This window comes from Phyllobacterium sp. 01N428, assembly GCF_056399405.1.
The window spans coordinates 51,471-64,685 of the sequence record NZ_JBFTRH010000003.1 but is presented as its reverse complement, the minus strand read 5'-3'; the positions used below and the strand labels follow the sequence as shown (position 1 = coordinate 64,685).

Sequence of the window (13,215 nt, the reverse complement as noted above, 5' to 3'; positions counted from 1 at the left end):
TTAGTCCTTCTTTTTCTTGGGCTTGTTGGCTCTGGCCTTCTCGGCGGCCTTGGAGGTCGCCGGCTTCTGGGCGAGCTTCGAGAGGCGCTTCGTATAATCCTTGTAGAGGGCGCCCGCGCCCCAGCCCTTGCCCTTGTTCTGGCGCGACAGCGCTTCCATGATCGCCACGAGATTGTCGTCGCGGATGCGTTCGAGTTCGCGGATCGAAAGGCCGTGCGCCTGCTCATCCGACTGGTTGGCGATCTTGTCCACAAGTTCTTCGGTAAGTTCGGGCACGTCCATGAGCTTGGTCCACGGCCAGGACAGGCACGGACCGAACTGGGCGATGAAGTGGCGCATGCCCGCTTCGCCGCCGGCGACGCGATAGACCTGGAACATGCCCATCTGCGCCCAGCGAATGCCGAATGAATAGCGCATGATATCGTCGAGTTCCTCGACGGTGGTAATGTCGTCCTTGATCAGCCAAAGCGACTCGCGCCAGACCGCCTCGAGCAGGCGATCGCCGACGAAAGCCTCGATCTCCTTGCGGATGACCACAGGCTTCATGCCGATGGAGGCATAGAGTTCGCGCGCTTTTTCGATAGCGTCTGGAGAGGTCAGCTTGCCGCCGACGATTTCGACGAGCGGCAGCAGATAGACCGGGTTATAGGGATGCCCGACGACAAGACGCTCCGGGTGCTTCATCGCGGTCTGCATGTCGGACGGGAGAATGCCCGAGGTGGATGAACCGACAATAGCATCCGTCGCGGCATGCTTGTCGATCTCGGCAAGTACCTTGTGCTTCAGTTCGAGCCGTTCGGGAACGCTTTCCTGAATGAAGTCAGCGCCGTCGACGGCTTCCTTTATGGATTTGGCGAATGTCAGCTTTCCTTCCTTCGGCAAGCCGTCCGGCACCATGGTCTTATAGGCGCGGCGAGAATTCTTCATCACCTCGCTGACTTTGCGCTCAGCCTCGGGATCCGGATCGTAGATCGAAACGTCGATGCCGTTGAGAAGAAGGCGCGCCACCCAGCCCGCACCAATTACGCCGCCGCCAACCGCCGCAGCCTTGCGAATTCCAGCCATTCTATCACCAGCCCTTTGTGAGTTTCATGCGCTCGCGGACGTCGTTCGGTCCAAGAATCTTTGCGCCGATGCCTTCGGCAACCTTTACTGCCCGCTCGACCAGCGGGCCGTTGGTGGCAAGCACGCCCTTGTCGAGCCAGATATTGTCTTCAAGACCGACACGGATATTGCCGCCGGCAAGCATGGCCATCGCCGCATAGGGCATCTGGTTGCGGCCGATCGAGAAAGCGGAGAAGGTCCAGTTTTTTGGCAGATTGTTGGTGAGGGCCAAAAGCGTATTGATATCGTCGGGGGCGCCCCATGGAATGCCCATGCAGAGCTGGACCATGACCGGATCTTCAAGCAGCTTCTGGTCATAGAGCCACTTGGCGAGAAGCAGGTGGCCGGTATCGAAGATTTCAACCTCGGGGCGAACGCCGAGTGCCGTTATCTGCGCCGCCATTGCCTTCAGCATCGCCGGCGTATTGGTCATGACGTAGTCGCCTTCGCCGAAGTTCATCGTGCCGCAGTCGAGCGTGCAGATTTCCGGACGAAGCTTGGCGACGTGTTCGAGGCGCTCGGTCGCGCCCGCCATGTCGGTGCCGATCGCGGAGGGCGGCATTGGCTGCTCGACGCTGCCGAGCGTCAGGTCGCCCCCCATGCCGGCGGTCAGGTTCAAGACCATGTCGACGCCCGACGCCTTGATGTGCTCGACGACCTCGGTATAGAGCGCGACATCGCGAGAACCCTTGCCGGTCTTCGGATCTCGCACATGGATGTGAGCGATTGCAGCGCCGGCATTGGCTGCGGCAATGCACTCGTCGGCGATCTGGCGCGGCGTGACCGGCACCTTGTCGGAACGACCTGTCGTATCGCCCGCGCCGGTCACGGCACAGGTGATGAATACTTCGCGATTGGGGGTAAGTCCCATAGCTCTGCTCCCATATTTTTCGTTGCCGTGATCATGCCCCGATTGCCAAGCGATGCTTTGCGATATACGAATTGAAATTGATGAAAAGCGAAACTTCGCCAGTCTTTTTGCCCGACACCAAACCGCTGGATGTGACCGTCCTCGTTTTCAGCGGCGCTTCGCTTATGTGTGTTGCATCGACAATCGATCCGATGCGCGCGGCCAACCGCGTCTCCGGAAGCATACTCTTCAAATGGCGAATCGTCTCGCTGGACGGCGAGCCGGCCATGATGACATGCGGTTTGCCGATTGCGGTTTCTGGTTCATTCGATGCTTCCGTAAAAGGCGATATGTTATTGGTTATCGGTGGTTTTGGTACCTCTGACATTGCGCGCACGACCTTTACCGCCAACCTGCGGCGTGCCGTCCATCACTATCAGATGATCGGCGGCATCGAGGCAGGGTCCTGGCTGCTTGGCCGTGCCGGTCTTCTCGCCGGGCGCAAGGCGACCACCCACTGGGAGGACATGGAGGAGTTTACGGCGGAGTTCCCGGAATCCGATATCAAGCCCGACCGCTATGTCATCGACGGTCCTGTCTTCACCAGTGGCGGCGCCTCGCCGACCTTCGACCTGATGCTGCATTTGATTCGCTCGCGCTATGGCATGTCGGTCGCTCTCGATGTCGCCAGCGTCTTCATCTATGACGAGGCGCATACGTCGAGCGATGCGCAGCCGCTGGTTTCGCTTGGACGGCTCGACGATGTTCATCCTAAGCTTGCGGGCGCGATCCGCCTCATGGAAGCTCATATCGATGCGCCCCTGACAGTCGGCGCCATCGCCCGGCGTTGTGGGCTCAGCGCGCGCAGCCTTGAGAAAATCTTCGCAAAAGCGGTCGGCGAGGGGCCCGGACGATACTATCTGCGCTTGCGGCTCAAGGTGGCGCGGCGGCTCATTACCGACACGAAATCGCCGCTGGCGGATATCGCTGCGCGGACAGGATTTTCCTCGGCTGCTGCATTCACACGGACATTCAGGCGTTTCGAGGGTAAGCCGCCAAGCGCTTTCCGGCCGAACCATTGATGCGGGAACCGCCATGGCTCGTCGCTTTTGGCACAGCGGAAGGCGAGGCACCCATGTTTCAAATCCAGCGATCGACAGGCGTCGGCTCGCCAAGAACGAGGACCATAACATGTTAGCAACCAATCGAGACGCTGAACTCTATCATTCGGCGCCCATCCCGATCGAGAAGGAATGGATCGACTATAACGGCCATCTCAACATGGCTTATTACAATGTCGTCTTTGACAGGGGCGGCGACGAATTCCTTTCTGAGCTCGGTTTTGGCCCGACATACGCGGCCGAGCGGAAGCTGACGATCTACACGGCCGAGGTGCACATCTGCTACGTGCAGGAGCTCCACCTTGATGATGTCGTGACTGTAACCAACCAGCTTATCGATTATGACAGCAAGCGACTGCACACTTATCTCGAAATCATCCATAAGGATGGCTGGGTTGCGGCAACGTGCGAGGTGCTCTCGCTGCATGTCGACATGAGCGGACCGAAAGTGACGCCGTTTCCGGAAGACGTGCTGCCCAAGCTTGAGTTTTATATGAAGGAACACGCCCAGCTGCCGGTGCCGGATCGCGTCGGCCGGGCGATCGGCATCAAGAAGAAATAGGTTCGCCGCCGAATTGTTCGACGAGCCAGCGTTCGAATTGTCGGATTCTGGCCTCGCCGACCCGCTCCTTGCGGCAGATCATGTACCATGCGCCGGGCTGCGGCACCCTCAGCGCGAACGGCGCGACGAGGCGCCCGGCCTTGAGGTCGTCAGCGACCAGGAAATCCGGTGCAACGCACACGCCCTGGCCGTCTAGGGCCGATTGCAAGGCGGCGAGGTAGGTGTCGAATTTCAATGTGACAGCGCGGCCCGTATCGGCGATGTTCGCAGCCTCGAGCCATGTCCCCCAATCTTCCGGCGAGGTATAGAGTGCAAGGCGCGGTACATTGCTCAATGCCTTGGCGTCTCCTCCACCCATGCGCGCCGCCACCTGCGGATTGCAGACCGGAAACATCTCCGCCTTGGCCAGCAACCGGTAGTGCAGATTGAGCCGCTCCGGCCGCGTCGTATGGATGATGCCGATATCGGAACTGTCGATGTTGAGCTCCCAATCGAGCTGGCTGGTGCCGATGCGGATGGCCAGATTGGAATTGACCTTGCGGAAATCGGAAAGGCGCGGGATGAGCCAGCGTATGGCGAAGGTCGAGTAGGTTTCGATCGCAAGATCGTCCGTCGTGCCGAGCCGATTGATCAGCGCGCTGCCACGCGCGATCTTCTCGAAGGCATCGCGCATGTAGGGGTAGTAGAGCGTACCGGCGTCGGTAAGCGAAACGCCCCGCGGCAGCCGCTCGAAAAGCTTGACCCCGAGGATCGTCTCGAGTTCCGAGATGCGGTGGCTTATCGCCGACTGCGTGACCCCAAGTTCATCGCCTGCCAGACGGAAGCTCAGCAGCCGCGCCGATGCCTCGAATGCCCGCAAGGAGCCGAGCGGGGGTATCCGGGGTTTGGACATCATGGCGGAGAAACCTTGTCGAACTCAGATGCGTGAGAATAATTCATGTCTTTATGAGCAACCATCGCTTGAATGCCGCTCAATGCGGAATCATTCTAAACTGCGACGCACCTGAGAAACAATAAGCGTCCAGAAACAATCTTTTTCGGAGAATGAAATGGCGGCGGAACAGGCTTTTGCAGAACTTGCACCGGCTCTGGACAAGATTGATCGTCTGGTGGCCGATCATCGACCAGGGCATGGCCTCGTGCGCGCCTTCTACATGGATCCGGACGTCTATGTCCGTGATATGGAGAGGGTCTTTCGGCGTCATTGGCATTGCATCGGCCATGCCAGCATCATTCCGAACCCGGGTGATTTCGAATTGTTCAAGATCGACGCCGAAGCGATCATCGTTTCGCGCACCGAAGATGGTTCAATCCATGCGTTCCTGAATGTCTGCCGCCATCGCGGGGCGGAGGTTTGCACCAAGCAGAAGGGCAACGCCCGATTCTTCGTCTGCCCCTATCATGCCTGGACCTATGCCAATGACGGCAGCCTTCGCGCCGCGCGCCTGATGCCGCGCGACTTCGACCGGACGGCGCACGGTCTCAAGAAGCTGCATGTCCGCGTTGCGGATGGCCTGATTTTCATCTGCTTTGCCGACGAACCTCTGGACTTCTCGATCATCGAGCAGTCGCTGCGCACCACCTGCGGTCAATATGGCTGGGGCGACGCCAAGGTGGCGTATCGCGAAACCTATACCGTCGATGCCAACTGGAAGCTTGCAGTCGAGAACTATGTGGAATGCTACCACTGCGGTCCGGCGCATCCGGAATACTCGCAGACCCATGCGCTCGAACAGCCGGCGGAGAAGATCGTCGAACTCAATGCCAAGATGGAGCAGCGCACCTGCGCGCTCGGTATAGACATTGCGACCGGTGACAACTGGCAGAATTCCGCGCAGGGCAAGGAAGCGATCCACACGTTCCGCTATGCGCTCTACGACGGCGTCAAGAGCGGCAGCGAAGACGGATCACCCGTTGCGCCGCTCATGGGCCGCTTCACCGAGTTCGATGGCGGCGTGACCTCCATTCACCTCGGCGGCACCAGCTTCCTCGTCTGCTATCCCGATCATGGAATGATTTACCGCTTCATCCCGAAGACGGTCGATACCTGCGAGATGGAACTGATCTGGCTGGTGCGCGGCGACGCCGAGGAAGGCAAGGACTACGATCTCGAAAAGCTGACCTGGCTGTGGAAAGTGACGACAGCCGAGGACAAGACCATCATCGAACATACGGCGCGGGGCGTGCGGTCGAACTATTTCGTGTCGGGCCCGATCGCGCCAATGGAATATAACGAGTTGCGGTACATCCAGTGGTACCTCGATGAAATCGGCCGGGCTTGAACCCGGCCCCGAAAATGGCATGAGACCACGGGAGAATTTACATGTCTGAGTTTCCAACGTCGGCGCGCGTCGTCATCATCGGTGGCGGAGCGGTCGGCGTTTCCGCGCTTTATCACCTCGCCAAGGCCGGCTGGACCGATTGCGTCCTGCTCGAAAAGAATGAATTGACCTCGGGTTCGACATGGCATGCCGCCGGCAACGTTCCAACCTTCTCGGCTTCGTGGTCGGTCATGAACATGCAGCGCTATTCGGCGCAGCTTTATCGCAATCTGGCCGCCGAAGTCGATTATCCCATGAACTATCATGTGACCGGCTCTCTGCGCCTTGCCCATAGCAAGGAGCGCATGCGCGAGTTCGAACGCGTCAAGAGCATGGGCCGTTATCAGGGCATGGATATCGATGTGCTCGGCGTCGATGAGATCAACGGTCGCTATCCGTTCATCGCGACGCATGAACTTGCCGGCGCACTCTACGATCCGAACGACGGTGACATCGATCCGGCGCAGCTGACGCAAGCGCTTGCAAAGGGCGCGCGTGACATGGGCGCGAAGATCATCCGCTTCTGCCCCGTGACGGGTGCGCGCCGCGACAAGGACGAGTGGGTGATCGCGACACCGCAGGGTGAGATCCGCTGCGAATATGTCGTCAACGCCGCCGGCTACCGCGCGCAGGAAATCGGCAAGCTGTTTGGCCGTGACGTGCCGATGATGGTCATGAGCCATCAATATCTGCTATTCGACGAAATTCCCGAGATCGCCGCCTGGACGCGCGAGAATGGCCACAAGCTGCCGCTGCTGCGCGACGTCGATTCGTCCTATTATCTGCGCCAGGAAAAGAACGGCATGAATCTCGGGCCCTATGAGCGAAACTGCCGCGCGCATTGGGCGACGCCGGATGATCCGATGCCTGACGATTTCTCGTTCCAGCTCTTTCCGGACGATCTTGAACGTCTCGACTGGTATTTGAACGATGCCATTGCCCGGGTGCCGATCCTCGGCACTGCCGGCCTTTCCAAGATCATCAACGGCCCCATCCCCTATGCGCCGGATGGCAATCCGCTGATCGGGCCGATGCCGGGCGTTCCCAATGCCTTCGAGGCTTGCGTCTTTACATTCGGCATCGCCCAGGCGGGCGGCGCCGGTAAGGTGCTTGCCGAATGGGTGACGGAAGGCGCCACCGAGTGGGACATGTGGTCATGCGATCCGCGCCGCTTCACCGGTTTCACCGATCCCGATTATTGCGTTGCCAAGGGACTCGAAGTCTATGGCCACGAATATGCGATCCATTTTCCGCGCCACACCTGGCCGGCGGGCCGCAACAAGAAGCTCTCGCCGCTCCATGACCGTATCGCCAGGCTCGGCGGTCAATTCGGGGCTTACAACGGCTGGGAACGCGCGAACTGGTATGCGAGGCCCGGTGACGACACATCCGAGGAAGCGACCCAGACCTTCTCGCGCAATGGACCTTGGCACGAGCGTAGTCGCGAGGAATGCCACGCGGTTCGCGATGCAGTCGGAATCCTCGATCTGCCTGGTTTCACGCGTTTTCGCGTGAGCGGCGAGGGCGCGCGCGAATGGCTCGCGACGCTTATAACCGGCATCGTCCCCAAGCCCGGCCGGATCGGCCTTGCCTATTTCGCCGACGACAAGGGCCGCGTCGTCACGGAAATGTCGATCATGGCAATCGACGAAAATCTCTTCTTCCTTATCACGGCGGCTGTTGCGGAGTGGCATGATCGCGACTGGCTCGTCAAACACCTGCCCGCGGGAAACGCAATCAGCATCGACAATGTGACCGAGCAGTTCTCCTGCCAGATCGTCACCGGTCCGAAGGCGCGGGACCTCTTCAAGGATGTGTGCGACGCCGAACTCGACCGGCCCTGGCTGTCGCACCAGTCGACGCAGATTGCCGGACGGTACTGCCAGCTGGTGCGCGTGTCGTTCGCTGGGGAACTCGGCTGGGAGGTGCACACGAAAGTTGCTGACACCGCGGCGATCTTCGACGCGATCTGGGAGGCCGGGCAGAAATATGGGATCAAGCCCTTCGGCATGTTCGCGCTCGACTCGCTGCGGCTCGAGAAAGGTTATCGCGCCTGGAAAGGCGATCTTTCGACGGACTATACGCCGCTGCAAAGCGGGCTCGAACGATTTGTCAAATGGGAAAAGCCCAACTTCCTCGGCAAGGCTGCGCTTGAAAGCGAAAAGCAGCGCGGCGTCGACAAACGCTTTGTCACGTTGACCGTCGATGCCGGCGATTGCGATGCGCCCTATATGTCGACCCTCTGGCACAACGGAAATATTGTCGGCGAGACGACGTCCGGCGGTTGGGGCCACCGCATCGACAAGTCGATCGCGCTCGGCATGCTCAAGACAGAACTGACCGAGCCCGGCACCGAGATCGAAGTCGAAATCTTCGGCGAGCGCCGCAAGGCTATTGTGCATCCTGACCAACCCCTCTGGGATCCCAAGAACGAAAGAATCCGCGCATGAGTTCGCTTCCCACCAAGGCACGGGCCGTCATCATCGGCGGCGGCGTATCGGGCTGCTCCGTTGCCTATCATCTGGCGAAACTCGGCTGGACCGACATCGTTCTCCTCGAACGCAAGCAACTGACGTCGGGCACAACATGGCACGCCGCCGGTCTGATCGGTCAGTTGCGTGCATCGCAGAATATGACACGCCTCGCAAAGTACTCGGCCGACCTCTACGTAAAGCTTGAAGCCGAAACTGAAGTCGCGACCGGTATGCGGCAGGTCGGCTCGATCACGGTCGCGCTCACCGAGGAGCGCAAGCACGAGATCTACCGGCAAGCATCGCTCGCCCGCGCCTTCGATGTGGATGTGCGGGAGATTTCTCCCAGAGAAGTCAAGGAAATGTATCCGCATCTTAATGTCGAGGATGTCGTCGGAGCGGTGCACCTGCCGCTCGACGGTCAGTGCGATCCGGCCAATATCGCCATGGCGCTTGCCAAGGGTGCACGCCAGCGCGGCGCGAGGATCGTAGAGAACGTGAAGGTGACCAACGTTGTGAAGAAGAATGGCCGTGTCGCTGGTGTTTCCTGGTCGAAAGGGGATGAGCAAGGCACGATTGAAACCGATGTCGTGATCAACTGCGCCGGCATGTGGGCACGCGATCTCGCCGCCACGTCGGGTGTGACTGTACCGCTCCACGCCTGCGAGCACTTTTACCTGGTGACGGAGGCGATCGAAGGGCTTGGTCGGCTACCGGTGCTGCGCGTCCCCGATGAATGCGCCTATTACAAGGAAGACGCCGGCAAGATGATGCTTGGCGCGTTCGAGCCGGTCGCCAAGCCGTGGGGCATGAACGGCATTTCCGAAGATTTCTGCTTCGATCAATTGCCGGAGGATTTCGAACACTTCGAACCCATCCTCGAAATGGGCGTCAACCGCATGCCCATGCTCGGGACGGCAGGCATTCATACGTTCTTCAATGGTCCGGAAAGTTTCACTCCCGACGATCGTTACTATCTCGGCGAAGCACCGGAACTTGGCGGCTATTGGGTTGCCGCGGGCTATAATTCCATCGGCATCGTGTCATCGGGCGGGGCTGGCATGGCGCTGGCGCAGTGGATCCACGACGGCGAGGCGCCGTTCGACCTCTGGGAGGTCGATATCCGCCGGGCGCAGCCGTTCCAGAAGAACCGGCGATACCTGAAGGAGCGTGTCTCCGAAACGCTTGGGCTGCTCTACGCCGACCATTTTCCGTACCGGCAGATGGCAACGTCGCGCAATGTTAGGCGCTCGCCGATCCATGAGCATTTGAAGCAGCGCGGTGCGGTCTTTGGCGAGGTCGCCGGCTGGGAACGTGCCAACTGGTTTGCCCGCGAAGGCCAGGAACCGGAATATCGCTATTCCTGGAAGCGGCAGAACTGGTTCGACAACCAGCGTGACGAGCATCTCGCCGTGCGCAATGGCGTCGGCCTCTTCGATATGACGTCGTTCGGCAAGATCAGGATCGAGGGGCGCGATGCCCTGGCTTTCCTGCAAAGGCTCTGTGCCAACCAGCTCGACGTAGAGCCGGGCCGCATCGTTTATACGCAGATGTTGAATAATCGCGGTGGCATCGAGAGCGATCTTACGATTACTCGGCTTTCGGAGACCGCGTTCTTTGCGGTTGTGCCGGGCGCAACCCTGCAGCGCGATCTCGCATGGATGCGCAAGCATCTTGACGATGAGTTTGTCGTCATAACCGATGTGACGGCAGCGGAATCGGTGCTTTGCCTCATGGGACCAAAGGCGCGCGAACTGATCACGAAAATCAGCCCGAATGACTTTTCCAACGAGGCCAATCCTTTCGGTACGGCGCGCGAGATAGAGATCGGCATGGGGTTGGCGCGGGCGCATCGCGTGACTTACGTCGGTGAACTCGGTTGGGAACTTTATGTTTCGACGGATCAGACGGCGCATGTCTTCGAAGCCATCGAAGAGGCCGGCCAAGATCTCGGTCTGAAGCTCTGCGGCCTCCACACGCTCGATTCCTGCCGCATCGAGAAAGCGTTCCGGCATTTCGGCCATGACATCACCGACGAGGATCATGTCCTCGAGGCGGGCCTGGGCTTTGCCGTCAAGGCCGACAAAGGCGATTTCATCGGCCGGGAAGCGGTGCTTCGCAAGAAGGACAAGGGCCTCAATCGCCGCTTGGTGCAGTTCAGGCTAAGCGATCCCGAACCGTTACTGTTCCACAACGAAGCCATTATTCGCGACGGCAACATTGTCGGAACCATAACGTCCGGCAATTACGGCCACCATCTCGGCGGTGCGATCGGCCTTGGCTACGTTCCAAGTGAAGGCGAGAGCCCGGACGAGGTCCTGGCTTCCGCATATGAGATCGAGATTGCCGGCGAGCGCGTGAAGGCGGAGGCTTCGCTGAAGCCGATGTACGATCCGAAGGCTGAGCGCGTCCGGATGTAGGCTGAGAAGAGAGGCGCATGGTTGCATCAACCACGCACCTCGCAGCCATCAATTCATGCTGGTGAGAACGGCGTCGAACTGTTCGAGTGCCCAGTCGACCTGGTCGCGCTTGATGACGAGCGGCGGCGCGATGCGGATCGTGTGGCCGTGCGTATCCTTTGCGAGGATGCCGCGTTCCTTGAGTTCGTAGCAAAAGCGATTGGCGCCGCCTGCTTCCGGATTGAGCTCGATCGCAAGCATCAGGCCACGACCGCGCACTTCCCGCACGATATTGCTGCGAATGCCCTTGAGCTGTTCGAGGAAGTATTCTCCCTCCTTGCGGGAGTTTTCGATCATGTTCTCTTCCGTGAGAACGCGTAGCGCCGCACGGGCAATGGCGCAGGCGAGCGGATTGCCGCCGAACGTGCTGCCATGTTGTCCCGGCTTGAGAACGCCGAGCACATCGCTGTTCGACAGGACAGCCGAGACCGGATAAAAGCCGCCGGAAAGCGCCTTGCCGATCAGCGTCACATCCGCCTCTATGCCCTCGTGCTCCTCGGCCAGCAACGCGCCGGTGCGCCCGAGGCCTGTCTGGATTTCGTCGAGGATGAGCGTGACATTGTTGTCGGTGCACAATTCCCGCACCTTGGTGAAATAACCTTTCGGCGGGATGAGGACACCGGCTTCGCCCTGGATCGGCTCGACTAGGAAGCCGACCGTATTGGGGCTGAGCGCTGCAGTGAAAGCGTCGATATCGCCGAAGGGTACGACCTTGAAGCCCGGGGCGAAGGGACCGAAGTTGTCACGGGCGGAAGGGTCGGTGCTGAAGCCGACGATCCCCATGGTACGGCCGTGGAAATTGTCGGAGCAGACGATGATCTCTGCGGCATTCTCCGGAACGCCCTTGACCTCGTAGCCCCACTTGCGCACGGCCTTGATCGCGGTTTCGACGGCTTCGGCACCACTGTTCATCGGCAGAATCTTGTGCGAGCCGGTAAGGGCAGCAAGTTCTTCATAGAACAATGCCAACTGATCGTTGCGGAAGGCGCGGGACGTCAGCGTCAGTTTCGACGCCTGCTCGGTCATCGCCTTGAGGATCTTCGGATGGCAATGGCCCTGGTTGACGGCGGAATAGGCGGAGAGGCAATCGAGATAGCGATTGCCCTCGATGTCCCAGACGTGAACGCCTTCACCGCGTTCCAGCACCACGTCGAGCGGCTTGTAGTTATGGGCCCCGAGACGGGATTCTGTTGAAATCAGATCAGCGGCTGTGTGCAGCAAAATGTCCTCCTAATGCCAAAATCAAATGCTGAGCGCGCCGGCGCTCTGGTCAGCAAGGTTTGGCTTGTCAAAGATCTGCCGGCCGAACAGGCTGGCAACGAGATCGACGAGCAGCAGCGCGCTTCGGCCGCGCTCGTCGAGGAATGGGTTGAGTTCGACCACGTCGAGAGAGCCGACGACGCCGGAATCGTGCAGAAGTTCCATGACCAGATGCGCTTCGCGGAACGTGGCCCCGCCGGGCACGGTGGTGCCGACGCCCGGAGCAAGGGTCGGGTCAATGAAGTCGACGTCGAAGCTGACATGCAGGATACCATTGGCCTTCTGCACACGCTCGATGATGCGGCGCATCAGCTTGGCAACCCCGAATTCATCGATGCGGCGCATGTCGACGACATCGATTCCGCGTTCGCGCAACAGGACGCGCTCCGTTGCATCAATCGAGCGTATGCCGAAGAGGTGCAAATTCTCTGGCTTGACGAAACCGCGCGGCTCTTCGCCGAAAACGCCTTCGAGGCCAGGTTCGCCGCAAAGGAGTGCCGCCGACATGCCGTGCATGTTGCCGGAAGGCGAGGTGGCGGGCGTATTGAAATCGGAATGGGCGTCCAGCCACAACACGAAGAGTTCGCGGCCATGTTCCTCGCAGTAGCGGGCAACGCCGCTCACCGAGCCCATGGAAAGGCTGTGATCGCCGCCGAGAGTGATCGGGAACGTCCCCTTAGTCATTGCGTCATAGGTTTCGCTGCTGAGCATGCGCGACCAGGCGGCAATGCGCTCGATATGGTGGGCGAGGCCATCCACGGCTGGAACCACGGGCAAGACCGGAGGCAGTCGAAGATCGCCGCGATCCTCAACAGGATGACCGAATTCCTCAAGCGTGCGGACGAGTCCGGCAGTGCGCAAGGCCGCCGGTCCCATGAGCGCGCCAAGGCGACCCGCGCCTTCCTCGATTGGCGCACCGATGATCGTCAGCTTCTGCTTGTGCGTGTCCTCAAAATTGCTGTGCATGTTCATAAACAACCGCCACTTTCGCGTTTGGATGGTCTCGTTCCGAAATGAAAGAGAATATTATGTCCCGCAATGATTTTGGCATTTCGGCGCGGTGACAA

At 59.8% G+C, this 13,215-nt stretch carries 10 protein-coding genes; 5 read left to right on the top strand and 5 right to left on the bottom strand.

Going from position 1 to position 13,215, the window contains the following annotated elements:
* Positions 1 to 1,065, bottom strand: a complete 1,065-nt coding sequence (locus tag AC1DNI_RS10345; RefSeq protein WP_477691831.1) for a carnitine 3-dehydrogenase — start codon at positions 1,063 to 1,065, stop codon at positions 1 to 3.
* Positions 1,066 to 1,069: 4 nt separating this feature from the next.
* Complete coding sequence (locus tag AC1DNI_RS10340; RefSeq protein ID WP_027232572.1) at positions 1,070 to 1,975, bottom strand: beta-keto acid cleavage family enzyme; 906 nt, start codon at positions 1,973 to 1,975, stop codon at positions 1,070 to 1,072.
* A gap of 77 nt (positions 1,976 to 2,052) precedes the next feature.
* On the opposite strand from AC1DNI_RS10340, the gene AC1DNI_RS10335 reads away from it, so the two are divergent.
* A complete protein-coding gene (locus tag AC1DNI_RS10335) occupies positions 2,053 to 3,036 on the top strand; it encodes a GlxA family transcriptional regulator (RefSeq protein ID WP_477691830.1) in 984 nt (327 codons plus the stop codon).
* Positions 3,037 to 3,145: 109 nt separating this feature from the next.
* Positions 3,146 to 3,637 (top strand): thioesterase family protein, encoded by a 492-nt coding sequence (locus AC1DNI_RS10330; RefSeq protein WP_477691829.1) that lies wholly within the window; start codon positions 3,146 to 3,148, stop codon positions 3,635 to 3,637.
* On the opposite strand, the gene AC1DNI_RS10325 is transcribed toward AC1DNI_RS10330, so the two are convergent.
* The gene (locus tag AC1DNI_RS10325; RefSeq protein WP_477691828.1) at positions 3,624 to 4,532 is read right to left on the bottom strand and encodes a LysR substrate-binding domain-containing protein; all 909 of its coding nucleotides are present in this window, start codon (positions 4,530 to 4,532) and stop codon (positions 3,624 to 3,626) included. The two genes, AC1DNI_RS10330 and AC1DNI_RS10325, sit on opposite strands and share 14 nt — an antisense overlap.
* A 154-nt stretch (positions 4,533 to 4,686) precedes the next feature.
* Between AC1DNI_RS10325 and AC1DNI_RS10320 the strand changes: the two genes are divergently transcribed.
* The 3 genes from AC1DNI_RS10320 to AC1DNI_RS10310 are packed head-to-tail and all read left to right on the top strand — an operon-like array spanning position 4,687 to position 10,849.
* On the top strand, positions 4,687 to 5,919 hold the full coding sequence (locus AC1DNI_RS10320) for an aromatic ring-hydroxylating oxygenase subunit alpha (RefSeq protein ID WP_477691827.1): 1,233 nt from the start codon (positions 4,687 to 4,689) through the stop codon (positions 5,917 to 5,919).
* Between the two features lie 41 nt (positions 5,920 to 5,960).
* Positions 5,961 to 8,408, top strand: coding sequence for a GcvT family protein (locus AC1DNI_RS10315; protein ID WP_477691826.1), 2,448 nt, complete (start codon positions 5,961 to 5,963; stop codon positions 8,406 to 8,408).
* Positions 8,405 to 10,849: a GcvT family protein gene (locus tag AC1DNI_RS10310; RefSeq protein WP_477691825.1), complete on the top strand. Its 2,445-nt coding sequence runs from the start codon at positions 8,405 to 8,407 to the stop codon at positions 10,847 to 10,849. Before AC1DNI_RS10315 ends, AC1DNI_RS10310 begins: the two co-directional genes overlap by 4 nt.
* A 48-nt stretch (positions 10,850 to 10,897) precedes the next feature.
* On the opposite strand, the gene rocD is transcribed toward AC1DNI_RS10310, so the two are convergent.
* Both rocD and rocF read right to left on the bottom strand, forming a co-directional pair.
* Positions 10,898 to 12,106: an ornithine--oxo-acid transaminase gene (gene rocD, locus AC1DNI_RS10305; RefSeq protein WP_477691979.1), complete on the bottom strand. Its 1,209-nt coding sequence runs from the start codon at positions 12,104 to 12,106 to the stop codon at positions 10,898 to 10,900.
* A 24-nt stretch (positions 12,107 to 12,130) separates the two neighbouring features.
* Positions 12,131 to 13,120, bottom strand: a complete 990-nt coding sequence (gene rocF, locus AC1DNI_RS10300) for an arginase (protein ID WP_477691824.1) — start codon at positions 13,118 to 13,120, stop codon at positions 12,131 to 12,133.
* Positions 13,121 to 13,215: the final 95 nt, after the last annotated feature.